This is a genomic window from Streptomyces sp. LZ34, from assembly GCF_053890475.1.
Window position 1 is genome coordinate 6773069 of record NZ_CM132680.1, and the last position, 24227, is coordinate 6797295.

Below are 24227 nucleotides of genomic sequence, written 5' to 3' on the forward strand. Positions count from 1 at the left end.
GGTGAAAGCACGGGGCAAGGGGGCCGGACGGGTGAGCGCACCTGGAAATTCCGCTGTGGGCGAACAAGGGTCGGCCGAGCCGACGGAAACGGCAAATCCGCACAAAACCATCAAGGGGGCAAGGGTCGCCAAAGCAGCCGAGGCCGCCCAAGCCGCCGGCGCGGCCGGAGCGCGGAAGACCGCCGACGGCGGCAGACCGCGCAAGGCCGCCGCTGCCCGCCCCGAATCCCGGCTCGCGCTCGTCCGCCGGGCCCGCCGGATCAACCGCGAGCTCGCCGAGGTGTATCCGTACGCGCACCCCGAGCTGGACTTCGAGAACCCCTTCCAGCTGCTGGTCGCCACGGTCCTGTCCGCCCAGACCACCGACCTGCGGGTCAACCAGACCACCCCCGCCCTGTTCGCCGCCTATCCGACGCCCGAGGACATGGCCGCCGCCGACCCCGAGGCGCTGGAGCAGCTGATCCGGCCGACGGGCTTCTTCCGGGCCAAGGCGAAGTCCCTGCTGGGGCTGTCCGCCGCGCTGCGGGACCGCTTCGGTGGCGAGGTGCCGGGCCGCCTGAAGGACCTGGTGACGCTGCCGGGCGTCGGGCGCAAGACGGCCAATGTGGTCCTCGGAAACGCCTTCGGGGTGCCGGGGCTGACCGTGGACACCCACTTCGGTCGGCTGGTGCGGCGCTGGAAGTGGACCGGCCAGGAGGACCCGGAGAAAGTCGAGGCGGAGATCGCCGCGCTCTTCCCGAAGAGCGAGTGGACGATGCTCTCGCACCGGATCATCTTCCACGGCCGCCGCGTCTGCCATGCGCGCAAGCCCGCCTGCGGCGCCTGCCCGATCGCCCCGCTGTGCCCGTCGTACGGGGAGGGGGAGACGGATCCGGACAAGGCGAAGAAGCTGCTGAAGTACGAGCTGGGCGGCCAGCCGGGGCAGCGACTGCGGCCGCCGACCGGCTATCCGGGCCGGGCCGCCGCCCCTCTGGGGGCCACCGCCTCCCTGGGGGCCGCCGCTTCTCTGGGGACGGCCGCTCCCGTGGAGGCCGCCGAGTGACGAGCACATACGGCGGCGTGGCCGGTGTGACCAGTGAGGGGCTGCCCGACTGGCTGATGCCCGTGGCCCGCACCGCGGAGACGGTGGAGGCCCGGCAGCTGAGCCGGTTTCTGCCGCCCGCGCGGGGTGGCGGCCGCCCCTCCGCCGTGCTGGTGCTGTTCGGGGAGGGCGACCGCGGGCCCGAGCTGCTGCTTCTGGAGCGTGCGAGCTCGCTGCGCTCGCACGCGGGCCAGCCCTCCTTCCCCGGGGGCGCGCTCGACCCGGAGGACGGCGATCCGGAGGGGGCCGGCCCGGTGCGCGCGGCACTGCGCGAGGCCGAGGAGGAGACGGGCCTGGACCCGACCGGGGTGCAGGTTTTCGCGGTGCTGCCGCGGCTCTACATCCCGGTGAGCGGCTTCGTGGTGACCCCGGTGCTCGGCTGGTGGCGCGAGCCCAGCCCGATCCGGCCCGTCGACCCCGCCGAGACGGCCCGGGTCTTCACCGTGCCCGTGGCGGATCTCACGGATCCGGCACACCGGGCGACCACGGTCCACCCGAGCGGTCACACCGGCCCCTCCTTCTTTGTCGAAGGGGCTCTGGTCTGGGGGTTCACGGCCGGAGTGATTGACCGGATCTTGCACTTCGCGGGGTGGGAAAGACCTTGGAACCGTGACAAGCGCGTCCCGCTCGACTGGCGTGCATGAGACGGTGTCCGGGTGAATGTGCTGGATATCCTGCTGCTGCTCGCCGCCGTGTGGTTCGCGATCATCGGTTACCGCCAGGGCTTCATCGTCGGTGTCCTGTCGGTGATCGGCTTCATCGGCGGTGGCCTGGCCGCGGTCTATCTGCTGCCCGTCATCTGGGACGGCGCCACCGACCGGGCGTCCCCGGGCACCTTCGGCGCGGTCATGGCGATCGTGCTGGTGATCGTGTTCGCCTCGGTCGGCCAGGCCGCCACCACCCACCTGGGAAACAAGCTGCGCCAGCACATCACCTGGTCACCGGCGCGCGCTCTGGACGCGACCGGCGGCGCGCTGGTCAATGTGGTGGCGATGCTGCTGGTCGCCTGGCTGCTCGGCTACAATCTGGCCGGCTCCTCGTTGCCCACCGTGAGCGAGGAGGTCCGTGACTCCAAGGTGCTGCTCGGGGTCTCCCGGGTGGTCCCGGAGGAGGCGACCACCTGGTTCTCCGACTTCCGCACGGTGCTCGCGCAGAACGGGTTCCCGCAGGTCTTCTCGCCCTTCGCGAACGAGCCCATCACCTCCGTGCCCGCGCCGGACCCCGCGCTCGCCACGAGCCCGGTGGCCACCGCCGCCAAGCAGAGCATCGTGAAGGTGGTCGGCACCGCCCCCAGCTGCGGCAAGGTTCTGGAGGGCTCCGGCTTCGTCTTCGCGCGGCACCGGGTGATGACCAACGCCCACGTCGTCGGCGGGGTCGACGACCCGACCGTGCAGATAGGCGGCGAGGGTCGGCCTTACGAGGCGAAGGTCGTGCTCTACGACTGGAAGCGCGACATCGCCGTCCTGGACGTGCCCTCGCTGAACGCGCCCGCGCTGAAGTTCGCCGAGGGCGACGCGCGCACCGGCGACGGCGCGATCGTCGCGGGATTCCCGGAGAACGGCGCCTTCGATGTGCGCGCGGCCCGGGTCCGCAACCGTATAGAGGCCCACGGCCCGGACATCTACCGGCGCGGCAACGTGGAGCGCGACGTCTACTCCCTGTTCGCGACCGTGCGGCAGGGCAACTCCGGTGGCCCGCTGCTCACCCCGCAGGGCCGGGTGTACGGCGTGGTCTTCGCCAAGTCCCTCGACAACGCGGAGACCGGATACGCGCTGACCGCGGACGAGGTGCACCAGGACGTCGAGCAGGGCCGCACGGCCCAGGCCCCGGTGGACACCCAGGGATGTGCCCTGTAAAAGCCCGACCGCGCCGACTGCCGACCAACCGAGCCGACCGTCCGCCTGTGGCCGCGAGCAGCCTCGCGGCCACAGTGCGTGTTACGGCGCGCCACGGCGTACGCGCGGTCTACGGGGTAAGCGGTTACTCCTGTGTGAGCGGCCGTTACTGACGGCCGCGCGGATGGCGCAGCCGAGCCGAGACCCAGCGGGCCCTGCGGCGGATGATGCGCGGGATCCCCATATCTGGGTCATGGCCTGCGGAAGGCCCGGGACCGCCCCGTTCGGAAACGCTCAGCGCGGCATTGGCAGCAGCGGCGGCTTCGGAGCCGCGGTCGCTTGGTGCGTCACGGTAGTCGTGCGTCCAGCCCATACTTGGGTCTCTGCCCGGGGCCCATGGTCCGTAATCGCCCCTGGCTGCGGCAATTGGCCTATGCTCCAGGCAAGTAGCCGTTCGAAAAACAGGTGTTCGCCAGTGTGCCGCCAGCGTGTCGTCGGCGGTGCCGACAGCGGTGCCGACAGCGGTGCCGACAGCGGTGCCGACAGCGGTGCCGACAGCGTGTCGGCGGCCTATGGCCTCAGCGGTCGGGCTCGGGGTCCTTGAGCCAGTTGATCAGCTCGGTGGAGAAGGCGACCGGATCCTCCTCGTGCGGGAAGTGCCCGAGGCCGTCGAAGAGCCGCCAGCGGTAGGGCGCCTCCACGTACTCCCCGGATCCCGCCGCGCTGCGGGTGCGCATCACCGGGTCGAGTGACCCGTGCAGATGCAGCGTGGGCACCCGCACCGGCCGCCGCATCCGCCGGTTGAACTGGAGACCGTCCGGTCGCGCCAGCGACCGCACCATCCAGCGATACGGCTCGATCGAGCAATGGGCCGTCGACGGGATGGCCATCGCCCGCCGGTAGGTCTCCACTGCCTGGTCCTCGGGCAGCCGCGGCCCCGACCAGTCCCGGATCAGCCGCCCCACCAGCGCCGCGTCGTCCGCGGTCAGCTGCCGCTCGGGCAGCCAGGGCCGCTGGAAGCCCCATACGTAAGAGCTCGCCGCGCTCTGCTTGACGTCCTTGAGCATGGCCGAGCGCCAGCGCCGCGGATGCGGCATCGAGGCCACCGCGAGCCGCCGGACCAGCTTCGGGCGCATCACTGCCGCCGTCCAGGCCAGGTATCCGCCCAGGTCATGGCCGACGAGCGCGGCGTCGGGCTCGCCGAGCGAGCGGACCACCCCGGTGATGTCGAGGGCGAGGTTGGCCGGGTCGTAGCCCCGGGGCGTACGGTCGCTGCCGCCCACCCCGCGCAGATCCATCGCCACCGCCCGGAAGCCGGCCTCGGCCAGGGCGGTCAGCTGGTGCCGCCAGGCCCACCAGAACTGCGGAAAGCCGTGCAGCAGCAGGACCAGCGGGCCGTCACCCAGCTCGGCGATATGGAAGCGCGCGCCGTTGGCCGCGACGTCCCGGTGGGTCCAGGGTCCGTCGAGCCGTACGACCGAGGCGGAGGTGTCAGGGGCCGTCATGCGGTCGAGCGTGTCACATCCCGCGCCGGGCGGCCGCCATTGGATGCGGCGCGCGGGTGTGGCTTGACGCTCCCCAGTACGGCAGCCGTCTCCTTGGCCGAGGCCATGGACTTCTTCGGCGCCTTGACCTTCTTGAACTTGGCGAGCGCGAGGCCGCCGAGGATCGCGGCGATCAGCCAGTAGATGCCACCCACGATCAGAAAGCACCAGGCGAGGCCGAGGCCGGTCCAGGCGCGCAGCCCGTAGGCGAGGGCGAAGCTCAGCACCGGCAGTGAGAACAGCATCAGCACCCCGGCCACGATGGCCGCACTGCTGCCGAACAGGGTGCGCCGGGCGCTGTCCCGGAATTCGGCCTTGGCCAGCGCGATCTCGTCGTGCACCAGCGCCGACAGTTCGGTGGTCGCCGTTGCCACCAGCTGGCCGAGGCTGCGGTTGCCGCCGTCGTCGGCTGCGCTCATCGCCATCTCCCTCTGCTCTCGCACGTCTTATGCGTCCCGCACGTCTTACGCGTCTGCCACGTCTTCTGCGCTTCTCCGCGGTCGTCAAGCCTCTCAGATCATGCCGGACCATCGTCACTGGAGTCGGACGCGGCAGCCACTTCGGCAAGTCGGCGGTGTTCGGCGGCCTTGGCCTCGTGGATCGCGGCCATCCGAAGGTGGTATTCCGGGCTGTCCAGTTCGTAGATGTCGGGGATGCCGTCCTGATCCTCGTCCCGCTCCTCTTCCTCGTACAGCTTCCGGTAGGTGTTGTTACGCATCTTCAGCAGGACGCCCGACAGGACCGCGGCGAGCAGCGAGCCGATGAGCACCGCCGCCTTCACCTCGGCGGCGAGCGTGGGGTCGCCGGGGAAGGCCAGCTCGCCGATGAGCAGGGAGACGGTGAAGCCGATCCCGGCCAGCGAGGCGATCGCGAACACATCCGCCCAGGCCAGGTCCTCGTTCAGCGCCGCCTTGGTGAAGCGGGCGGCGAGCCAGGAGCCGCCGAAGACGCCGATGGTCTTGCCCACGACGAGGCCGAGGACCACGCCGAGCGTCTCGGGGCGGGTGAAGACCTGCCCGACGGCGTCGCCGGAGACCGGGACCCCAGCGGCAAAGAAGGCGAACAGCGGGACGGCGAGACCCGCCGACAGGGGGCGCACCCGGTGTTCGATGCGCTCGGCGGGGGAGCGCTCCTCGCCCTCGCGCACGGTGCAGCGCAGCATCAGGCCCATGGCGACGCCGGCGACCGTGGCGTGCACTCCGCTCGCGTGCATCAGCGCCCAGATGACCAAGGCCAGCGGGATGTGGACGAACGCGCTGCGGACGCCCTTGCGGTGCAGCGTCCAGAACACGACGAGACCGGCGAAGGCGAGGCCGAGGGCGACGAAGTCGATATGGGTCGTGTAGAAGATCGCGATGATCAGGATCGCGCCGAGGTCGTCGACCACCGCGAGGGTGAGCAGGAACGCGCGCAGGGCGGCGGGCAGCGCGGTGCCGATGACGGCGAGCACGGCGAGGGCGAAGGCGATGTCGGTGGCGGTCGGCACCGCCCAGCCGTTGAGGTTCCCGCCGCCGGCCGCGCCCACGGTCACATAGACGAGGGCGGGCATGGCCATGCCGCATATCGCGGCCACGACGGGGAGCGCGGCCGCCCGGGGGTCGCGCAGCTCGCCCGCGATCAGCTCGCGCTTGAGCTCGATGCCGGCCACGAAGAAGAAGACGGTGAGCAGGCCGTCCGCGGCCCAGGACGCGACCGACAGCCGCAGATGCAGCGCGTCGGGGCCGAGGGAGAAGTCTCTGACGTCCTGGTAGAGGCCGCTGAGCGGGGTGTTGGCGAGGAGCAGCGCGGCGATGGCGGCGACCAGCAGGATGATGCCGCCGACGGTTTCGGTGCGCAGGGCATTGGTGACGAAGGTCCGCTCGGGCAGCGACAGACGTCCGAGGAACTTGCGGCGGATGGGCGCGGCCACGGGGGAAGCCTCCTGGGGTCGGACGGACGTATACACGCGTGCGGATACACGTGTGGTGTGTGCCGACCAGACTTCCCGGCGCGCCCTCGAAAGCTTGTTCTTGTCACGTTTTTGACGCGATGGCTTTCCACCCTAACCGGAATGCGCGGAGGGCGCCCCGCCAGGCCGGACGCCCTCCGTTGTCGTATGCCGTGACCAGGTCAGTCCTCGCTGGCGGCGGTCGGCAGCTTGCTCTGGATGAGCTCCATGACGGAAGAGTCGGTGAGGGTGGTGACATCGCCGAGGGCGCGGTTCTCGGCGACGTCGCGCAGCAGCCGACGCATGATCTTGCCGGAGCGGGTCTTGGGCAGCTCGGCCACCGGCAGGATCCGCTTGGGCTTGGCGATCGGGCCGAGCTGCTTGGAGACATGCGCCCGCAACTCCTCGACCAGACCGTCGCTCTCCGCGGCGCCGCCGCGCAGGATGACGAAGGCGCAGATGGCCTGGGTGGTCTGGGGGTCGGTCGCGCCGACCACCGCGGCCTCGGCGACCTTGGGGTGTGCGACGAGCGCCGACTCCACCTCGGTCGTGGAGATGTTGTGGCCGGAGACCAGCATCACATCGTCGACCCGGCCGAGCAGCCAGATGTCGCCGTCGTCGTCCTTCTTGGCACCGTCGCCTGCGAAGTAGCGGTTCGAGAAGCGCGACCAGTAGGTGTCCAGATAGCGCTGGTCGTCGCCCCAGATGGTGCGGAGCATGGACGGCCAGGGCTCGGTCAGGACGAGGTAGCCTCCGGAGCCGTCCGGCACCTCGTTGGCGTCGTCGTCGACGACGGTGGCGGAGATGCCGGGGAGCGGGACCTGGGCCGAACCGGGCTTGGTCTCGGTGACGCCCGGCAGCGGGCTGATCATCATCCCGCCGGTCTCGGTCTGCCACCAGGTGTCGACCACGGGCGTCTTGTCCGCGCCGATGTGCTTGCGGTACCAGACCCATGCCTCGGGGTTGATCGGCTCGCCGACCGAACCGAGGATGCGCAGCGAGGACAGGTCGAACTTGGCCGGGATGTCGTCGCCCCACTTCATGCAGGCGCGGATCGCGGTCGGGGCGGTGTAGAGGATCGTGACGCCGTACTTCTGGACGATCTCCCACCAGCGGCCCTGATGCGGGGTGTCCGGGGTGCCCTCGTAGAGCACCTCGGTCGCGCCGTTGGACAGCGGCCCGTAGACGATGTACGAGTGGCCGGTGACCCAGCCGACGTCCGCCGTGCACCAGTACACATCCGACTCCGGCTTGAGGTCGAAGACGGCGTGGTGCGTGTAGGAGACCTGGGTGAGGTAGCCACCGGTGGTGTGCAGGATGCCCTTCGGCTTACCGGTCGTGCCCGAGGTGTAGAGGATGAAGAGCGGGTGCTCGGCGTCGAACGCCTCGGGGGTGTGCTGGTCCGGCTGGCGGTCGACGAGCTCGTGCCACCACACGTCGCGGCCCTCGGCCCAGGCCACCTCCTGGCCGGTGCGGCGGACCACCAGCACATGGCGCACCTTGTCGGCGCCCGGACGGGTCAGGGCCTCGTCGACGGCGGGCTTGAGCGCGGAGGGCTTGCCGCGGCGGTAGCCGCCGTCCGCGGTGATCACGACGCGGGCGTCGGCGTCCTCGATGCGGGTGGCGAGAGCGTCGGCCGAGAAGCCGCCGAAAACCACGGAGTGCGGGGCGCCGATGCGGGCGCAGGCCAGCATCGCGACGACGGTCTCCGGGATCATCGGCAGATAGATGGCGACCCGGTCACCGGCCTGGACCCCGAGCTCGGTCAGGGCGTGCGCCGCTTTGGAGACCTCGCGCTGCAACTCGGCGTAGGTGAGGGAGCGGGTGTCGCCGGGCTCGCCCTCGAAGTGGATGGCCACCCGGTCGCCCAGCCCGCTCTCCACATGGCGGTCGACGCAGTTGTACGCCACGTTGAGCTTGCCGTCGGCGAACCACTTCGCGAACGGCGGGTTCGACCAGTCCAGCGTCTCGCTCGGTTCGGCGGCCCAGGTCAGCCGACGGGCCTGCTCGGCCCAGAAGCCCAGGCGGTCAGCCTTCGCCCGCTCATACGCCTCCGCGGTGACGTTGGCGTTGGCGGCCAGGTCAGCGGGGGGAGCGAAGCGACGCTCCTCCCGAAGAAGGTTGGCCAGGCTTTCGTTGCTCACGACATCTCCCTTTCCCAGGGTGACCGTTGTGTCCCGGGCCTTAGCTCATCAGCCCGCGGTGCACCCTGACAAGGGCCGTCGGCAAAAATTGGTTTAGACCTGTAGTCACATGAGCCCCACGCCCCCGTACAGAGAACCGCCGCCCGCACCCGCCGCGGCTCTGCTGCCCGCACAGGCGGCGGCCGCCGCCGCGCCATGGTCCGGCCGCACGGCCGAAAATCTGCCCGATCCCCCCGCCTCCAGCACATACGCCTGAGCCTCCCCCACATGGAAGTACATTCCCTGAAGCACCAGCGCGCCCTCCGCCACCCGTCGGGCCACACAGCCATGCGCCATCAGATGGTCGAGCTGCTGCACCACATTGACCAACGCCAGGCGCTCCAGCTCATCGGCCACCGGCCTGTCGCCGAGCGCCACCTCGCCGCGCCCCAGCCGCCCGATCCGCTCCATACGGGCCAGGCCCGGGCGGCCATGGCGCAGCCACCGCGCGAGCGGCGTCTGTGCCACGGGCGGCGTCGGCCCGCCGGACGGGGCGGGCACCACCGAGCCGAGCAGCGCCTGCATCGCCCCGCACCCCGAGTGTCCGCACACCGTGATGTTGCCGACCTTCAGCACCTCCACCGCGTATTCGATCGCCGCGCCCACCGAGTCACAGGCATCTCCCGAGCCGGGCGGCGGCACCAGATTGCCCACATTGCGCACGGTGAACAGGTCGCCGGGCCCGCTGGAGGTGATCATGCTGGTCACCAGCCGGGAGTCGGCGCAGGTCAGGAAGAGCTGAGTGGGCCGCTGCCCCTCCCGCGCGAGCCGCGCCAACTCCTCCCGCACCAGCGGCGCGGTGTGCCGCTGGAAGGCGCTCACCCCGCCGAGCAGCTGCCCCCCGCCGTTCTGCACGGCCGTCGGGGCGGGGCGGGTGCAGTGATGGTTGCGCCAGGGCGTCCACGGCCGGCAGGCATGGGCGCTGGCCGGCTCGGCGATCGGCCGCCCCGACCGGCCGCCGAGCCTGACCCAGCCGCCGCGCGCCCGGTGCCCCTCGGCCCAGGAGTGCAGCGCGTCATACGCGGCGTGGTCCATGAACCAGCCGCCCAGCTCCACCACCACGCTCGCCCCGGCCGGCGGCTGCGCCAGAGCCCGGCTGAGCCGGGGCACCGCCAGGAACGTCAGCTGCCCGCTCACTCGCACCCGGTACAGCCCGGCCTCCTCGGCCACGGTGATCCGGGTATGGGCCAGCCGGCGCAGCGCCGTGAAGACCGCGACCGCGATCCCGACCGCCACCCCCTGCAACACGCCCAGCAGGACGACCGCGCCCAGCGTGGCCGCATATACCGGGAACTCCCGGTTCCGCTGCACGTTCTTGATGTGCGCGAAGCTGACCATCTTCACGCCGACGACCATGACGAGTGCGGCGAGCGCGGCGAGCGGAATCAACTCGAGCACCCCGGCGAGCAGCCCCGCGCACAGGGCCACCCACACGCCGTGGAGCACCGTGGACCGACGGGTCACGGCACCGGCCCGGACATTCGCCGAGCCACGGATCGCGCCTCCCGCGATCGGCAGCCCGCCCAGCAGCCCGGAGACCATATTGGCCGCACCCTGCCCGACCAGCTCGCGGTCCAGCCGGGTGGGCTGCTTCCCCGGCGCCACGCCAGGCGCCTCCGTCCGCGGGCAGGGGTCCGCGGTCTGCAGCCGGTCGACGGCGACGGCGGACAGCAGCGATTCCATGCTCGCGACCAGAGTCACCGTCAATACGGCGGCGACGAGTCCGAGCACCGGCCCCTCCGGGAGCCCCGGCAGCGCCGGGACCTCCCAGGACGGCAGATCGACGCGCGGCACCGCCATGCCCGCGCTCACCGCGGTGGCCGCCACGACGGCGACGAGTGCCGCCGGCACGGCACGCGCGACCCGCCCGGCCCTTCCCGGCAGCCAGGGCCACAGCACGAGCACTCCGACGGTGATCGTGCCCACCAGCAGGGCGGCCGGGTGCGGATGTCTCAACTCCGTGGGCAGCGCGGCGATGTTGTCGAGCACCGAGCTGTCGGGGTTGTCGCCGAGCACCACATGCAGCTGGCCGACCGCGATGACGACACCGATGCCCGCGAGCATCCCGTGGACGATGGCCGGGCTGATCGCAAGCGCCGCCCGAGCCACCCGCAGAGCCCCGAAGGCCAGTTGCGCCGCGCCCGCGAGCATGGTGATCGCACAGGTGGTGCGCCAGCCGTAGCGCTGCACGAGATCGGCGGTGACCACGACCAGGCCGGTCGCAGCGCCGCTGACCTGGAGAGGGGCGCCCCCGAGCAGCCCGGCCACGATTCCGCCCACGACGGCGGAGACCAACCCGGCCTGCAGCGGGGCGCCTGTGGCCAGGGCGATCCCGAGGGAGAGGGGGATCGCGATCAGAAAGACGACGATCGAGGCGGAAAGGTCCCGTCGGCAGGAGACCCCGCCGATCCGGTTCAAAAGCTGCGACATTCCCGTCTCCTCCGGGGCTTCGCGGCCGCGTACGAGAACACGGCCGTGGGTCACGGCGTACTGCGGTCTGACTCCCAAGCCCGGCACTGACCCCCAAGCGTTGGTAAATGAATCGTAATGCTGGGTAAAGTCCGCAGGAAGTCTTTTCGGGAGAAACGGGTACATCTTCCATCTAACGGGTGAATAGTCATTTGAAATGGCTTGTCATCCTCTGTCTTTTCTTCGTTCCGTGCGAGCTTGGCTGTCGGGCCGAGCTCCCGCGGCGCGGAACGACGAGAGAGACGAGGCGGCGGCATGAGGGCCAGGAGAAACGTCACTGCATGGCTCGCCGTGATGGCCGCGCTGGCCGCGGTGGCCAGCTGCACGGGGAGCTCGCACGACTCACAGCGCTCAGGCAGCCCGGGCCAGCCACGGACGGACCGCGACGCGCAGCGGAACGGTCCGGCGGCGCCCAAGCACCTCAAGCGGGCCGGGAAGCAGGGCCGGCTCATCGGCGACGGATCGACCTCCTACACCGGACCGCAGCCCGGGCAGCTCAGACCCCGGCGCCTCAAACCAGGCGGCAAGCCACCGCAGTTCGTCGTCTTCTCCTGGGACGGTGCGGGCCAGGACGGCCAGAAGCTCTTCTCCCGCTTCCGCGCGGTCGGCAAGAAGTACGACGCGACGATGACGTACTTCCTCAGCGGCGTTTACATGCTGCCCGCCAAGAAGCGAGACCTCTACGACCCGCCGAGACACTCGCGCGGCTCCTCGGCCATCGGCTTCAATGACGTCAAGGGTGTCAAGGACACCGTCGAGCAACTCGGCGCCGCCTGGCGCGAGGGCAACGAGATCGGTACCCACTTCAACGGCCACTTCTGCGGCCCGGACGACGGGGTGGGCACCTGGAGCCCCGGCGAGTGGATCGACGAGACCCGGCAGGCCGTGTCGTTCGTCAAGCGCTGGAAGACCAACACCGGCCTTCGGGACGGCGAACCGCTGCCCTTCGACTACGGCAAGGAGCTGGTGGGCGGCCGCGCCCCCTGCCTGGAGGGGCAGAAGAACCTGATCAAGGCGGGCAAGAAGATGGGATTCCGTTACGACGCCAGCTCCGTGGGCGGCCGCCAGGTCTGGCCGAAGAAGATCCACGGGATCTGGGACTTCCCGCTGCAGGAGATCCCCGTGCCCGGCCACTCCTTCGAAACCCTGTCGATGGATTACAACTTCCTCGCCAACCAGTCCGGCACGACCAAGGGGGACCCCTCCAAGCGCGCCGCCTGGGGCAAGCAGATGCGCGAGGGACTGCTCGCCGCCTTCGACCGGGCGTACAAGGGCAATCGGGCACCGCTGTTCATCGGTAACCACTTCGAATCCTGGAACGGCGGAACGTACATGAACGCCGTTGAGGACACCATCAAGAAGATCTGCCCGAAAAAGGGCGTGCGCTGTGTCTCCTTCAAGCAGATGGCCGACTGGCTGGACGCGCAGGACCCCGGAGTCCTGCGCCGGCTGCGCAAACTGGACGTCGGGAAGCGGCCGAAGGGCGGCTGGGCGGGCTTCTTCGCCGCCGAGCCGGCCTCCACGCACTCGGCGCTGCCGGCTAAGCGGAAGCGGAAGTAGCCGCCGGCCGCCCGGCCTGGACGGATTCGTCCAGCACGAAGGCGGGGTCGACCTGGGCGGCCAGGTCGGCGCCCGTCTTCTCGTTGCCCCAGCTCTGCGCGTTCTTCAGGTGGAAGTGCACCATCTGGCGGGTGTAACGCTGCCAGTCCCGCCGCTCGTACGACGCGTCCACCGCCTCGTGCAGCGTCCGCAGGGCGCGGCGGTTGACCGCCTCGAGCTCCTCGAACCGCGGTGAGCGGCCCTTTTCCATGGCCCGCACCCACTCCGAGTGGCCGACCGTGACCAGCAGGTCCTCGCCCACCTCCGCACGCAGGAAGGCCAGGTCCTCCGGGCCCTGCACCTTGTTGCCGACCACGCGCAGCGCCACGTCGAAGTCGGCGGCGTACTCCTTGTACTGGCGATAGACGGCGACGCCCTTGCGCGTGGGCTCGGCGACCAGGAACGTCATGTCGAAGCGGGTGAAGAGGCCCGAGGCGAAGGAGTCGCTGCCGGCGGTCATGTCGACGACGACGAACTCGTCGCGACCGTCGACCAGATGGTTCAGGCACAGCTCGATCGCGCCGACCTTGGAGTGGTAGCAGGCGACACCGAGATCTGACTCGGTGAACGGGCCGGTCACCATCAGGCGTACCTGCCCGCTGTCGAGCCCGACCGTCCGGGCACAGGTTTCGTACACCGGGTTGTCCTCGTCGACCCGCAGGAGCCGTGAGCCCTCGCCCGGCGGAGTCGTCTTGATCATCGTGTCGGGGCCGGAGATGCGGGGGTTGGTGCCGCGCAAGTAGTCCTTGATCAAGGGGAGGTGGGCACCCATGGCGGGCAGGGCGGCGGCTTCCGGCTCGTCCAGGCCGAGGGCCGCGCCGAGGTGCTGGTTGATGTCCGCGTCGACGGCCATGACGGGGGCGCCGGTGGCGGCGAGGTGGCGGATGAACAGCGAGGACAGCGTCGTCTTGCCGCTGCCGCCCTTGCCCACGAAAGCGATCTTCATGTTCACCTAGCGTAGGTGAGTGATCGTCCCGCATGGCGGATACGGTGAAGAAGACCACTCCAATGAGGGGTGGGGGCGGTGGGTGCGTAGGGTCGTACTCATGAGTACGACAGCAGACCCGCTCGCCGCCCTGGCCGCGCTTCCCGGTGTCGCCGACTCCGTGGAAGCCGTACGCGAGGCCGTGGACCGGGTCTACGGCCACCGGGTGATGCGCCGCCGCAGCAATGAGGTCACGTCCGAGGCGGCCCTGCGCGGCGCGCGCGGCTCCGCCGCCCTGGCCGGGGCCGACTGGTCGCTGGAGGAGGTGCGGCGCCGCAGCGACTTCGGATCGGAGGGCGAGCCGCGCGCGGTGGGCGCGGCGTTGCGGCTGACCGCCGAGGCCGGACAGCTGCTGAGTGTGTGGCGGCAGTCGCCGCTGCGGGTGCTGGCCCGGCTGCATCTGGTCGCCGCGGGGGGAACGGAGACGGCCGACGCGGTGGGGCGGCCGCGGCTGGCGGGTGAGCCGGTCGAGGAGCCGCTGATCGAACTGGCGTTGCCGGACGCCGATGAGGTGGCGGGGCGGTTGGACGGGCTGGTGCGGCTGCTGATCGCGGGGAGCCGGGCCCCGGCACTGGTGACGGCCGCCGTGGTGCACGGCGAACTGCTGGCCCTGCGGCCCTTTGGCTCCCATAACGGTCTGGTGGCCCGCGCGGCGGAGCGGATCGTGCTGGTGGGCAGCGGACTTGACCCGAAGTCCATCTGCCCGGCCGAGGTCGGACACGCGGCGCTGGGGAGTGCGGCATATGCCGAGGCGCTGGAGGGCTATGTCTCCGGGACGCCCGAGGGCATGGCCGCGTGGATCGCGCAGTGCGGGCGTGCGGTGGAGTTGGGGGCCCGTGAGAGCACCGCGGTCTGCGAGGCCCTGCAGCGCGGCGCCGCCTGAGTCACGATCGGACTACGTCGGCTCAGTCCGCGCCGGATCGGGTCGTGCGGGATGGGGAGCGCCGCGGGCGCCGGACATGGTTGCGGCGGCACCGAGTTCGGTACCGCCGCTGGCACGTCCACCGGGTTACCATGCGTGCACGAGAATTCGCCCATCAGGTCGGGATCTTCGCCCGTCACCTGGTGCGGCTGGCCCGTAATCGACGGGTCGGCGTCGCGTGGGTGCCCAGTATTCATGCTCGGTCCGTGGGCCTTGGTGCGTCTGGGGGGAATCCTCCGGATGCCCCTGGTCTCGCGGGCCTTCGATTCCTTTCTACTCCTGTGTCAGGCCAAGCGGAAGCTCTCATCGCAGATCTTTGCGACGGGCTTCAAACACGGGCATACGGTGCGCGACGCCGACTGGCGTACCACATCAGTCCGGCGGTGGCGGCGGCCGCGCCCACCGCCGCCGCCACGGCCAGCACCGGACGCGGCGGCATGGAGAGGGAAGGCACGCGCTGCTTCAGCCGTACCGGTTTGTTGAAGGAGAGGACCGGCCAACCGCGGGCCACGGCCTCACGGCGCAGCGCGCGGTCGGGGTTCACCGCGTGGGGGTGGCCGACGGACTCCAGCATCGGCAGGTCGGTGGCCGAGTCGCTATAGGCAAAGCAGCGGGAGAGGTCATAGCCCTCGGATTCGGCCAGCTCGGCGATGGCCTCCGCTTTGGTCGGCCCATATGCGTAGTACTCCACCTCGCCGGTGAACGCTCCGTCCTCCACGACCATGCGGGTGGCCACCACGCGGTCCGCGCCCAGCAGCTCGCCGATCGGCTCGACGACCTCGGCGCCCGAGGTGCTGACGATCACCACATCGCGGCCGGCGGTGTGGTGTTCCTCGATGAGAGAGGCGGCCTCGTCATAGATGATCGGGTCGATGAGGTCGTGCAGGGTCTCGGCGACGAGCTCCCGCACCTGCTGGACATTCCACCCACGGCACAGCGCCGAGAGATACTCCCGCATCCGTTCCATCTGCTCGTGATCGGCCCCGCCGGCGAGGAAGACGAACTGCGCATATGCGGTACGCAGTACGGCGCGGCGGTTGATCAGCCCACCTTGGTAGAAGGACTTGCTGAAGGTGAGCGTGCTCGACTTCGCAATGACCGTCTTGTCCAGGTCAAAGAAGGCGGCTGTTCGAGGCAACGAGTGGTTTTCCACGACGCCGAGCATAGGGCCCACCATTCGGCGTAAGCTGGGCGCGTGGGTTTGCCTGAGAAGGCTCTCGGGTACACCATGGAAGTCACGGATCGTTCGCGACCGTGCTAACCCGGTCCGACTCCTCCCCCCCCGAGTCGGCCGTGGGGACGACCCCCGCTCTCCCCCCCGGCGGGGGTCGTCGCATGTCCGGACGCATTTCCGGTCTTTTCACCTGATCATTTCCCCTTCCCGGGCCTCTGCTCGCGGCCTCCGCCCCACCAGCCTGATTCGTGACTGTGCGTAATCGCAAGGCTGCTCTCCGGAAGTCACTGGTTTAGGTGACTGGGATATTCACAACTGATGAGTTGTCCACAGTTTTGGACCAAGATCCCCAAGATTTCCTGGATCGCCGGACGCTGATTCTCCGCGGCGTTCGCGCTCATCGTTCGCGGAAGTGAGAGCGCGTAACGAGATGGGGCGCGTAACGAGATGGGGAGGGGATCGTGGCTGGATCCATCACACCGAATCGACCGGCGGCGGATGGGCGACAGCGCAGACCGCTGATCGTCACGGAGGACGAGGAGCTTCTCGACGACTTGCTGCGGCTGTGCGCGGCGGCGGGGGCCGAGCCCGAAGTGGTGCATGGCGTCCCCACGCGCCGGGGCAGTTGGGAGGGCGCGCCGCTGGTTCTGGTCGGTGACGACGCCGCGGCCCGGCTGCGCGGTGGCACCCGCCGGGAAGGGGTGCTGCTCATCGGACGGGATCTCGATGACCACGGCATCTGGCAGCGAGCCGTCGCCCTCGGCGCGGACAATGTGGCGTTTCTGCCCGATGCCGAGCCCTGGCTGGTGGACCGCATCGCCGACGTGGCCGAGGGCGTCGGCCGCCAGGCCTTCACCATCGGGGTCGTCGGCGGGCGCGGCGGCGCGGGCGCCAGCACCCTCGCCTGCGCCCTGGCGGTCACCGCAGCCCGCGCGGGGCGGCGCACCATGCTCATCGACGGAGACCCGCTGGGCGGCGGCCTGGATGTGTTGCTCGGCGGCGAGGGCGCGGAGGGGCTGAGGTGGCCCGCCTTCGCCGAATCGCGTGGCCGGGTCGCCGGGAGCGCGCTGGAGGAATCGCTCCCCGAGCTCCACTCCCTGCGGGTGCTCAGCTGGGACCGCGGCCAATCGGTGGCCATCGCGCCGTCCGCGATGCGAGCGGTGCTCGCGGCCGCGCGGCGGCGCGGCGGGGTCGTGGTGGTGGATCTGCCGCGGCGGGTGGACGACACGGTGGCCGAAGCCCTCGACCAGCTGGATCTGGGCCTGCTGGTCGTGCCCGCCGAGCTGCGGGCGGTCGCCGCCGCCCACCGCGTGGCGTCGACGGTGGGCATGGTGCTGCGCGATCTGCGCGCGGTGGTGCGCGGGCCGTGCGGACCGGGGCTCGACGACGAGGAGATCGCCCGCCTTCTGGACCTGCCGCTGGCCGGTGAGCTGCCACCGGAACCCGGGCTGTCGGACGCGTTGGACGGCGGTGAGCCGCCGGGCGGCAGCCTCCGCGGGCCGCTCGCCCGGTTCTGCGCGGAATTCTGGGGGCGGGTCCTGGCAGACGCGGAGCAGCAAGGGGGCGGGGCATGAGCGTCAACATGAACGTCAAGTGGAGCGAGCGGGGCGGCGCGAGCGTCGAATCGCCGGAGCTGCTGGACGCGGTGCGGCTGCGGCTGGCGCGAAGCGGGGCGGACCCGACGCCCGCGCGAGTGGCGGCGGCCCTGCGCGAGGAGGGGCGGCTGCTCGGCGACACAGAGGTCCTGGGCGTCGTCGCGGCTCTGCGCTCGGAGTTGGTCGGCACCGGGCCGCTGGAGCCGCTGCTCGCCGCCCCCGACGTCACGGACGTACTGGTGACTGCCCCCGACGAGGTGTGGGTGGACCGGGGAGCCGGACTGGAGCGGACGGATGTGAAATTCACCGACGCGGCCGCGGTGCGCAGGCTCGCCCAGCGCCTCGCCGCTGTGGCCGGCCGGCGGCTGGACGACGCCAGGCCGTGGGCGGACGCCCGGCTGCCGGACGGCACGCGGCTGCATGCGGTGCTGCCTCCGGTGGCCGTCGGGTCGACCTGCCTGTCGCTGCGCGTGGTGCGCCCCCGGGCGTTCTCCCTGGAGGAGCTGGTAGCGGCGGGGACCGTGCCACCCGGCGGTCAGGAACTGTTGCGGGCGATGCTGGACGCCCGGCTGTCGTTCCTGATCAGCGGTGGCACGGGCTCGGGCAAGACGACCCTGCTCAGCACGCTGCTGGGGCTCGTCGGGCCCGACGAGCGGATCGTCCTCGCCGAGGACTCGGCCGAGCTCAGGCCGGAACATCCGCATGTGGTCCGGCTGGAGACCCGGCCCGCGAACCAGGAGGGCAGGGGCCAGGTCACCCTCCGGGACCTGGTGCGCCAGGCGCTGCGAATGCGTCCGGACCGGTTGGTGGTCGGAGAGGTGCGCGGCCCCGAGGTCACCGATCTCCTGGGCGCGCTCAACACCGGGCACGAGGGCGGTTGCGGCACGGTGCACGCCAACACCGCGGCGGATGTCCCGGCCCGGCTGGAGGCGCTGGGATCGACGGCCGGTCTCGACCGGGCGGCGCTGCACAGCCAGTTGGCGGCTGCCCTGTCGGTCGTGATCCATCTGGTGCGGGACCGCGGCGGGCGGCGCAAGATCGCTGAGCTGCACGTCCTGGACCGGGACCGGGCGGGCTATGTCACGACCGTCCCGGCCGCGGTGTGGACCCCCGAGGGATTCGGGAGGGCGGCCGGCTGGGAGCGGCTCCGGCGGCTGTGCGTACGCGGCGGGGGTGCGGCATGACGGGCTTGGGCGGTGGAGCGGCCCCGGAGGCGCTGTCGCTGTGCGCGGCCGTGCTGTGCGCGGGCGCGGCGGCCTGGCTGCTCTCCGGCCGGGACAGGGATCTGCGACGGGCCAGGCTGCTGTTCGCGGGCGGCGGAGCCGTCGGGCCCGCCGGGGCGGATCCACAGCGCCGGCTGACCGAGACGGTCGCCTGGCTGCGGGAGCGGTGGCGGACCACATACGGCGGGCGGATGGGGCGCGAGCTGCTGTGTCTGCCGGCGGGATGCGCGCTCGCGCTGGTGGGCGCGTCGGTGCTGCCGCTGCTGGCCGGGATGGCGGCCGTGCCGGTCGTCGGCCGGTGGCGGCGGGCGCGGAAGCACGACCGGCAGCGGGAGTGGCGTGCCGCGGCGGTGATCGAGCTGTGCGGAGCCGTGGCGGGCGAGCTGCGGGCCGGGCGGCAACCGGTCGAGGCGCTGTTGGCCACGCCCCCAGGACATATCGGGGAGCGGTGGGGCCTGGTCTCGGCGGCGGCGCGGTTCGGCGGTGATGTGCCGGAGGCGCTGCGCAGGGCGGCCCGTTCGCCGGGTGCGGAGGGGCTCACCGGGGTCGCGGCCTGCTGGCAGGTCGCGGTCGACGAGGGGGCGGGCCTCGCGGCCGGCCTCGACCGGGTCGCGGCGGCCCTGCGGGCCGAGCGGGACCAGCGGCAGAGCCTGCACTCCCGACTGGCGGGCGCCCGGGCCACGGCCGTCGTGCTGGTGCTGCTGCCCGTCCTCGGGTTGCTGATGGGCAGCGCGCTGGGAGCGGACCCACTGCATGTGCTGCTGCACACCCCGGCCGGGCTGGCCTGCCTGCTGGTGGGCGGGCTGCTGGAGTGGGCCGGGTTCACCTGGACCTCGCGGGTGATCCGGGCGGCGGCCGGCCAGGAAGGACGCGAGGGTCATGACGGCTGAAGTCGTCCACAGCCTGTGGACCGCGACGGCCTTCTCGGCCGCCACCATGTCCGTCGTGGGAGCGGTTACCGAGGCCCGCCGGGTGCGGACCGCCCGGCGTCGGCTCACGGTGCTGCTGCCGGAGGCCCACCAGGAGCGGCGGCGGCCGGGGCTGCGGGAGAGATGGCGCGCCGACGGGGCGGCCGACGCGATACGGGGCTGGGCTTCGGCCGCCGGTGCCCTGCTCGCCGGCCTCGTCCTGGTCGGCGGCCCGCTGGGGTGCGTGCTGGGCCTCGCCGCCGGATACGGGGCGAGACGGTGGCAGCGGCACCGCCAGGCCACCTGCGGCGGACGGTCCGGCAAGCACGCCAAGGACGGCGTGGCGCGTCAGCTTCCGCTGGCCGCCGATCTGCTCACCGCCTGTCTGGAGGCCGGAGCCGGTCCGCGCAAGGCGGCAGAGGCGGTGGGGCGGTCGCTCGGCGGCCCGGTCGGCGAGCGGCTCGCCCAAGCCGCGGCGGAGCTGCGGCTCGGAGGCGAACCGGCCGCCGCCTGGGGGCGCATGGGAGCTCTGCCCGGTGCACACGGACTGGCGCGCGCCCTGGAGCGCGCCGGGACGACGGGCGCGCCGGCCGTGGGGCCGGTGTCCCGGCTGGCCGCCGATTGCCGGGCCGAGCAGGGAAGACAGGCGGACAAACGGGTGGAGCGCGCGAGCGTGCTGGCCACCGCCCCGCTGGGGGCGTGCTACCTGCCCGCGTTCCTGCTGATCGGGGTGGCGCCGGTGATGCTCGGGCTCGCGGGCGCCCTGGCGGGCGGTGGCTGAAGAAGGGGCGCGTCCGGCAGAGCCAGCACGGCGCCACTAGCAAGCACGGAAACGGAAGCGCGGCAGTCAGAAGCGCGCGGTCAGAAGCACGCGGTCAGAAGCACGCGGTCAGAAGCACGGGATTCAGCACAGATCGGGGAGGCCGACATGGTGATGCGGTGGTGTCTGCGGCGGTACGCGGCGGCGAAGGCACGAGCCGACGCGGGGATGGCGACCGCCGAGTATGCGATGGGGACGATCGCGGCATGCGCCTTCGCCGCGGTTCTGTACAAGGTGGTGACCGGCGGGGCGGTCGACGAAGCGCTGCGGTCGGTGATCGGGAAGGCGCTCGATGGGCAGTTCTGATGCGACCGGCCGGTTCGGTCCAGGCGGTCGGCGCGGCCCGGACGGACCGGGCGACCGGGGGTTTGTCACGGCGGAGGCGGCCGTCGCGCTGCCGGTACTGGGACTGTTCGCCCTGATGCTGATCTGGGGCCTGATGGCCGCGTCCGGGCAGATGCGATGTGTGGACGCCGCACGGGCCGGGGCGCGCGCCGCCGCGCGGTCGGAGCCGCGAGCGGCCGCACTGGCCGCCGCCCGGTCGGCCGCACCGCGGGGGGCCCGGGTCGAGCTGCGGCGCGAGGGCGACCTGGTGCGGGTGCGGGTCGAGGCCCGCGCGCCCGGCCCTGGCCCACTGGCGGTGCGCCTGCGCGGCGAGGCGGTCGCCCTCGCTGAGGAGTCGGTGGGCCGAGGTGAGGAGGTGACCGGCTCGGCCGGGGAGCCGCCAGGATCGGCCGCGGCGCCGACGGGCGAGGCCGGGCCATGAGGAGGGAGAGGAGGGATTGGGGAGACCGCGGGTCGGCGACAGTGTGGGCCGCCCTGACCGCGACGGCGCTGTGCGCGGTGTTCGCGGTCGTGCTCGCCGCCGGACAGGTCATGGTGGCCCGCCACCGGGCCGGTGCCGCCGCGGACCTGGCGGCGCTCGCGGCGGCGGACCATGGGCTGGAGGGACCCGAAGCCGCGTGCGGACTCGCCCGGCGGGTGGCCGCCGCGCAGGGCGCCCGCGTGGTGAAGTGCGCTCTGCGCGGCGCGATCGCCGATCTCAGGGTGGAGGCGCGAGCCGGTCCGTTCGCCCCCGAAGTCCGGTCCCGCGCCGGACCCGCGGAGCCGCCCGGGCCCCAGGCCGGGCGAGACGCGCCCCGGTGATGGGCCGGGCGGGCGGCCGCGGCGGCGGCCGGAGCGGGCCGTGCGCCCGCCGCCGGGGTTGCGCCGGGCCGCAGCCGAGCCGCCGGGGATGCGCCGGGGCATGGACAAGCCGCCGGGATGCCTATGGACACAGCCGCACGGATATATGGCCGCGTGGTTGCGAGGAAAGGGGGCCAGGAAGGGGCTCTGAGGGCCGTGAGGGGCCCTCAGAGCCGGGCGCAGGGGCGGGATGGTGCTGGGTGCCCGGTGCCGGCTGTCAGGCGGCAGGCGGCCGGTGCTGGCCGTCAGGTGTCAGGTGCCCGGTGCCGGCTGTCAGGCGTCAGGTGTCGGTCGGCTGGGGCGGTGCCTTGGCGAGGAGGGTGGTCAGGAGGCGGATGGCGGCCTTCTTGTCGAGCGGGTCGTTGCCGTTGCCGCACTTGGGGGACTGGATGCAGGACGGACAGCCGGATTCGCACTCGCAGGCGGCGATCGCCTCGCGGGTGGCCGTGAGCCAGCGGGCGGCGGTGTGGAAGGCGCGCTCGGCGAAGCCCGCGCCGCCGGGGTGCCCGTCGTAGACGAACACGGTCGGAAGGAGCGTGTCGGGGTGGAGCGGGACGGAGACCCCGCCGATGTCCCAGCGGTCGCAGGTGGCGAACAGCGGCAGCATGCCGATGGAGGCGTGCTCGGCGGCGTGCAGGGCGCCGCCGAGGGCTTCGGGGGCGACGCGGGCGTCCTCGAGCTGGTCGTCGGTGACCGTCCACCACACGGCCCGGGTGCGCAGCGTTCGGGGCGGGAGGTCGAGCCTGGACTCGCCGAGGACCTCGCCGCTGATCAGCTTGCGACGCAGAAAGGAGACGACCTGATTGGTGACCTCGACCGAGCCGAAGCACAGCCGTGCGTCGCCCCACGGGACCTCGGTGGTGGTCTCCAGGACGGAGATCGCCGTGGTGTCGCGGGCGGTCGTCGAATACGGCGGGGAGGCCTCCTCCACGAGCGCGACCGAGTCCTCGAGGTCGAGCTGCTTGACGAGGTAGGTCCGGCCCTGGTGGAGGTGGACGGCGCCCTCGTGGACGGTGGCGTGGGCGGCTGAGGCGTCCACGGTGCCCAGCAGCCGCCCTGTCGCGGCCTCCACGATCTGCACCGGCCGCCCGCCCTCGCCGCGGATGTCGGTGAGGTCGGCGGCGCGCTCACGGCGGGTCCAGTGCCAGGCGGTCGCCCGGCGGCGGAGCAGTCTGCGCTGCTCCAGCTGTGGCATCAGCTCCTCGGTGGCGGGCCCGAAGAGTTCCAGGTCCGTTTCGGTGAGCGGCAGCTCGGCGGCGGCCGCGCAGAGGTGGGGCGCGAGGACGTACGGGTTGTCCGGGTCCAGCACGGTGGATTCGACCGGCTGCCGGAAGAGGGCTTCCGGGTGGTGGACGAGGTAGGTGTCCAGCGGGTCGTCCCGGGCGACGAGGATCGCCAGCGCGCCCTGGCCGGTGCGTCCGGCCCGCCCCGCCTGCTGCCACACGGAGGCGCGGGTGCCCGGGTATCCGGCGAGGACGACGGCGTCCAGCCCGGCCACGTCCATCCCCAGCTCCAGGGCGGTGGTGGCGGCGAGCCCGAGGAGGTCCCCGGAGTGCAGGGCGCGCTCCAGGGCGCGGCGCTCCTCGGGGAGATAGCCGCCGCGGTAGGCGGCGACCCTGCCCGCCAGGGACCGGTCGACCTCGGCGAGCCGCTCCTGGGCGATCAGGGCGATGAGCTCGGCGCCGCGCCGGGAGCGTACGAAGGCGACCGTACGGACGCCCTGGACGGCCAGGTCGGTGAGCAGGTCGGCGGACTCCGCCGTGGCGGTGCGGCGGACCGGGGCGCCCTGCTCGCCGTGCAGCTCGGTCAGCGGCGGCTCCCACAGGGCGAAGACCACCTCGCCCCGGGGCGAGGAGTCGTCGGTGATCTCCACGACGGGAAGTCCGGTCAGCCGGGTCGCGGCGACGGCCGGGTCGGCGGCGGTCGCGGAGGCGAGCAGGAAGACGGGCGAGGATCCGTAGCGGGCGCAGACGCGGCGCAGTCTGCGCAGCACCTGGGCCACGTGGGAGCCGAAGACGCCCCGGTAGGTGTGGCACTCGTCGATGACGACATAGCGCAGCGCGCGCAGGAAGGAGGACCACCTGGGGTGTCCGGGCAGGATGCCGCGGTGCAGCATGTCGGGGTTGGTGAGCACGTAGTTCGCGTACTGGCGGACCCACTCGCGCTCCTCGACCGGGGTGTCCCCGTCGTACACCGCGGCGCGGATGCCGGTGCCCAGCGGCGCCGCGAGATCGGCCACCGCGCGCCGCTGGTCGGCGGCCAGCGCCTTGGTGGGCGCCAGATACAGGGCGGTCGTGGCGCGTCCGCTGGGCGCCTCTGAGCCGTCCAGGAGGGCGCTGAGGACGGGGGCCAGATAGGCCAGGGACTTCCCCGACGCGGTGCCCGTGGCGACGACCACCGATTCGCCTCGCAGCGCGTGCTCGGCCGTACGCGCCTGGTGGGCCCACGGGCGCTCGATTCCGGCTGCCTGGACGGCATCGACGACTTCCGGCCGGATCTGACGAGGCCAATCGGCATGGGTCCCGATACGCGGGGGCAAGTGCTCCGTATGAGTGATGCGCGCAGCCCGGCCCGCCCCGGTGGTGAGCCGACCGAGGACGGTCCGGGGTGAGGTGCGTATGCCCGCCTGCCGCGGGAGTTGGTTGTGGGCCATCGACACCGAGTCTGTCACTGGTCTGACGGACAATGGGCTCAAGGCGTCGTGCGCGCCTGCTGGTAAGTGATTGAATGCCATCGCGGCTGCCGATCCATGGGGGGCGACCGCTCGATGCAAGGTG

General features: G+C 72.0%; 21 protein-coding genes. 12 read left to right on the forward strand and 9 right to left on the reverse strand.

All coding sequences use genetic code 11. The features are described from left to right. The first annotated feature begins 31 nt into the window (after window positions 1-31). The 3 genes from nth to ACWY4P_RS27780 are packed head-to-tail and all read left to right on the forward strand — an operon-like array spanning window position 32 to window position 2937. Window positions 32-1042: an endonuclease III gene (gene nth, locus ACWY4P_RS27770; RefSeq protein WP_456203062.1), complete on the forward strand. Its 1011-nt coding sequence runs from the start codon at window positions 32-34 to the stop codon at window positions 1040-1042. A gap of 56 nt (window positions 1043-1098) precedes the next feature. Beyond that, a complete protein-coding gene (locus tag ACWY4P_RS27775) occupies window positions 1099-1725 on the forward strand; it encodes an NUDIX hydrolase (RefSeq protein WP_456213073.1) in 627 nt (208 codons plus the stop codon). A gap of 12 nt (window positions 1726-1737) precedes the next feature. Then, the gene (locus ACWY4P_RS27780) at window positions 1738-2937 is read left to right on the forward strand and encodes a MarP family serine protease (protein ID WP_456203063.1); all 1200 of its coding nucleotides are present in this window, start codon (window positions 1738-1740) and stop codon (window positions 2935-2937) included. A 145-nt stretch (window positions 2938-3082) separates the two neighbouring features. Here ACWY4P_RS27780 and ACWY4P_RS27785 read toward each other — a convergent pair whose 3' ends face one another. The 6 genes from ACWY4P_RS27785 to ACWY4P_RS27810 all read right to left on the reverse strand — a co-directional run bounded on the left by ACWY4P_RS27785 (window position 3083) and on the right by ACWY4P_RS27810 (window position 11000). After that, the gene (locus tag ACWY4P_RS27785) at window positions 3083-3289 is read right to left on the reverse strand and encodes a hypothetical protein (protein ID WP_076970949.1); all 207 of its coding nucleotides are present in this window, start codon (window positions 3287-3289) and stop codon (window positions 3083-3085) included. A gap of 205 nt (window positions 3290-3494) precedes the next feature. Beyond that, window positions 3495-4421: an alpha/beta fold hydrolase gene (locus tag ACWY4P_RS27790; RefSeq protein WP_456203064.1), complete on the reverse strand. Its 927-nt coding sequence runs from the start codon at window positions 4419-4421 to the stop codon at window positions 3495-3497. Beyond that, a complete protein-coding gene (locus tag ACWY4P_RS27795; RefSeq protein ID WP_456203065.1) occupies window positions 4418-4879 on the reverse strand; it encodes a phage holin family protein in 462 nt (153 codons plus the stop codon). Before ACWY4P_RS27795 ends, ACWY4P_RS27790 begins: the two co-directional genes overlap by 4 nt. Window positions 4880-4977: 98 nt before the next feature. Beyond that, window positions 4978-6369 (reverse strand): Na+/H+ antiporter NhaA, encoded by a 1392-nt coding sequence (gene nhaA / locus ACWY4P_RS27800; protein WP_456203066.1) that lies wholly within the window; start codon window positions 6367-6369, stop codon window positions 4978-4980. Window positions 6370-6569: 200 nt separating this feature from the next. Next, window positions 6570-8531: an acetate--CoA ligase gene (gene acs / locus ACWY4P_RS27805; protein WP_456203067.1), complete on the reverse strand. Its 1962-nt coding sequence runs from the start codon at window positions 8529-8531 to the stop codon at window positions 6570-6572. Between the two features lie 105 nt (window positions 8532-8636). Continuing rightward, entirely contained in the window at window positions 8637-11000 is a 2364-nt protein-coding gene (locus tag ACWY4P_RS27810) for a bifunctional SulP family inorganic anion transporter/carbonic anhydrase (RefSeq protein WP_456203068.1), read from the reverse strand. A gap of 294 nt (window positions 11001-11294) precedes the next feature. Between ACWY4P_RS27810 and ACWY4P_RS27815 the strand changes: the two genes are divergently transcribed. After that, complete coding sequence (locus tag ACWY4P_RS27815) at window positions 11295-12599, forward strand: hypothetical protein (RefSeq protein ID WP_456203069.1); 1305 nt, start codon at window positions 11295-11297, stop codon at window positions 12597-12599. Here the strand turns inward: ACWY4P_RS27815 and ACWY4P_RS27820 are convergent. Continuing rightward, entirely contained in the window at window positions 12580-13584 is a 1005-nt protein-coding gene (locus ACWY4P_RS27820; RefSeq protein ID WP_456203070.1) for an ATP-binding protein, read from the reverse strand. The two genes, ACWY4P_RS27815 and ACWY4P_RS27820, sit on opposite strands and share 20 nt — an antisense overlap. Before the next feature lie 100 nt (window positions 13585-13684). Between ACWY4P_RS27820 and ACWY4P_RS27825 the strand changes: the two genes are divergently transcribed. Beyond that, on the forward strand, window positions 13685-14506 hold the full coding sequence (locus ACWY4P_RS27825) for an oxidoreductase (protein ID WP_456203071.1): 822 nt from the start codon (window positions 13685-13687) through the stop codon (window positions 14504-14506). Between the two features lie 367 nt (window positions 14507-14873). Here the strand turns inward: ACWY4P_RS27825 and ACWY4P_RS27830 are convergent, their stop codons facing one another. Next, entirely contained in the window at window positions 14874-15710 is an 837-nt protein-coding gene (locus ACWY4P_RS27830) for an HAD family hydrolase (protein ID WP_456203072.1), read from the reverse strand. A gap of 470 nt (window positions 15711-16180) precedes the next feature. Here ACWY4P_RS27830 and ssd point away from each other — a divergent pair, with 470 nt between their 5' ends. The 7 genes from ssd (at window position 16181) to ACWY4P_RS27865 (ending at window position 21411) form a co-directional block, all read left to right on the forward strand. Further along, window positions 16181-17293, forward strand: coding sequence for a septum site-determining protein Ssd (gene ssd, locus ACWY4P_RS27835; protein ID WP_456203073.1), 1113 nt, complete (start codon window positions 16181-16183; stop codon window positions 17291-17293). Between the two features lie 8 nt (window positions 17294-17301). After that, window positions 17302-18498: a TadA family conjugal transfer-associated ATPase gene (locus tag ACWY4P_RS27840; protein WP_456213074.1), complete on the forward strand. Its 1197-nt coding sequence runs from the start codon at window positions 17302-17304 to the stop codon at window positions 18496-18498. Then, on the forward strand, window positions 18495-19427 hold the full coding sequence (locus ACWY4P_RS27845) for a type II secretion system F family protein (RefSeq protein WP_456203074.1): 933 nt from the start codon (window positions 18495-18497) through the stop codon (window positions 19425-19427). Before ACWY4P_RS27840 ends, ACWY4P_RS27845 begins: the two co-directional genes overlap by 4 nt. Next, complete coding sequence (locus tag ACWY4P_RS27850; protein WP_456203075.1) at window positions 19417-20226, forward strand: type II secretion system F family protein; 810 nt, start codon at window positions 19417-19419, stop codon at window positions 20224-20226. The genes ACWY4P_RS27845 and ACWY4P_RS27850 overlap by 11 nt, the downstream gene beginning before the upstream one ends. 147 nt (window positions 20227-20373) lie before the next feature. Continuing rightward, a complete protein-coding gene (locus ACWY4P_RS27855; protein WP_319691572.1) occupies window positions 20374-20571 on the forward strand; it encodes a DUF4244 domain-containing protein in 198 nt (65 codons plus the stop codon). Next, entirely contained in the window at window positions 20558-21031 is a 474-nt protein-coding gene (locus tag ACWY4P_RS27860) for a TadE family type IV pilus minor pilin (protein WP_456203076.1), read from the forward strand. Before ACWY4P_RS27855 ends, ACWY4P_RS27860 begins: the two co-directional genes overlap by 14 nt. A 41-nt stretch (window positions 21032-21072) precedes the next feature. Continuing rightward, window positions 21073-21411 (forward strand): Rv3654c family TadE-like protein, encoded by a 339-nt coding sequence (locus ACWY4P_RS27865; protein ID WP_456203077.1) that lies wholly within the window; start codon window positions 21073-21075, stop codon window positions 21409-21411. Window positions 21412-21730: 319 nt separating this feature from the next. On the opposite strand, the gene ACWY4P_RS27870 is transcribed toward ACWY4P_RS27865, so the two are convergent. Then, window positions 21731-24184 (reverse strand): DEAD/DEAH box helicase, encoded by a 2454-nt coding sequence (locus ACWY4P_RS27870; protein ID WP_456203078.1) that lies wholly within the window; start codon window positions 24182-24184, stop codon window positions 21731-21733. Window positions 24185-24227: the final 43 nt, after the last annotated feature.

Coding starts and splice junctions, on each gene's coding strand:
- ACWY4P_RS27775 (WP_456213073.1), top strand. CDS start 1,099: ATGCCCGTGGCCCGCACCGCGGAGACGGTGGAGGCCCGGCAGCTGAGC.
- ACWY4P_RS27785 (WP_076970949.1), bottom strand. CDS start 3,289: ATGGGCTGGACGCACGACTACCGTGACGCACCAAGCGACCGCGGCTCC.
- ACWY4P_RS27790 (WP_456203064.1), bottom strand. CDS start 4,421: ATGACGGCCCCTGACACCTCCGCCTCGGTCGTACGGCTCGACGGACCC.
- ACWY4P_RS27795 (WP_456203065.1), bottom strand. CDS start 4,879: ATGAGCGCAGCCGACGACGGCGGCAACCGCAGCCTCGGCCAGCTGGTG.
- ACWY4P_RS27810 (WP_456203068.1), bottom strand. CDS start 11,000: ATGTCGCAGCTTTTGAACCGGATCGGCGGGGTCTCCTGCCGACGGGAC.
- ACWY4P_RS27815 (WP_456203069.1), top strand. CDS start 11,295: ATGAGGGCCAGGAGAAACGTCACTGCATGGCTCGCCGTGATGGCCGCG.
- ACWY4P_RS27820 (WP_456203070.1), bottom strand. CDS start 13,584: ATGAAGATCGCTTTCGTGGGCAAGGGCGGCAGCGGCAAGACGACGCTG.
- ACWY4P_RS27825 (WP_456203071.1), top strand. CDS start 13,685: ATGAGTACGACAGCAGACCCGCTCGCCGCCCTGGCCGCGCTTCCCGGT.
- ACWY4P_RS27830 (WP_456203072.1), bottom strand. CDS start 15,710: ATGCTCGGCGTCGTGGAAAACCACTCGTTGCCTCGAACAGCCGCCTTC.
- ACWY4P_RS27840 (WP_456213074.1), top strand. CDS start 17,302: ATGAACGTCAAGTGGAGCGAGCGGGGCGGCGCGAGCGTCGAATCGCCG.
- ACWY4P_RS27845 (WP_456203074.1), top strand. CDS start 18,495: ATGACGGGCTTGGGCGGTGGAGCGGCCCCGGAGGCGCTGTCGCTGTGC.
- ACWY4P_RS27850 (WP_456203075.1), top strand. CDS start 19,417: ATGACGGCTGAAGTCGTCCACAGCCTGTGGACCGCGACGGCCTTCTCG.
- ACWY4P_RS27855 (WP_319691572.1), top strand. CDS start 20,374: ATGGTGATGCGGTGGTGTCTGCGGCGGTACGCGGCGGCGAAGGCACGA.
- ACWY4P_RS27860 (WP_456203076.1), top strand. CDS start 20,558: ATGGGCAGTTCTGATGCGACCGGCCGGTTCGGTCCAGGCGGTCGGCGC.
- ACWY4P_RS27870 (WP_456203078.1), bottom strand. CDS start 24,184: ATGGCATTCAATCACTTACCAGCAGGCGCGCACGACGCCTTGAGCCCA.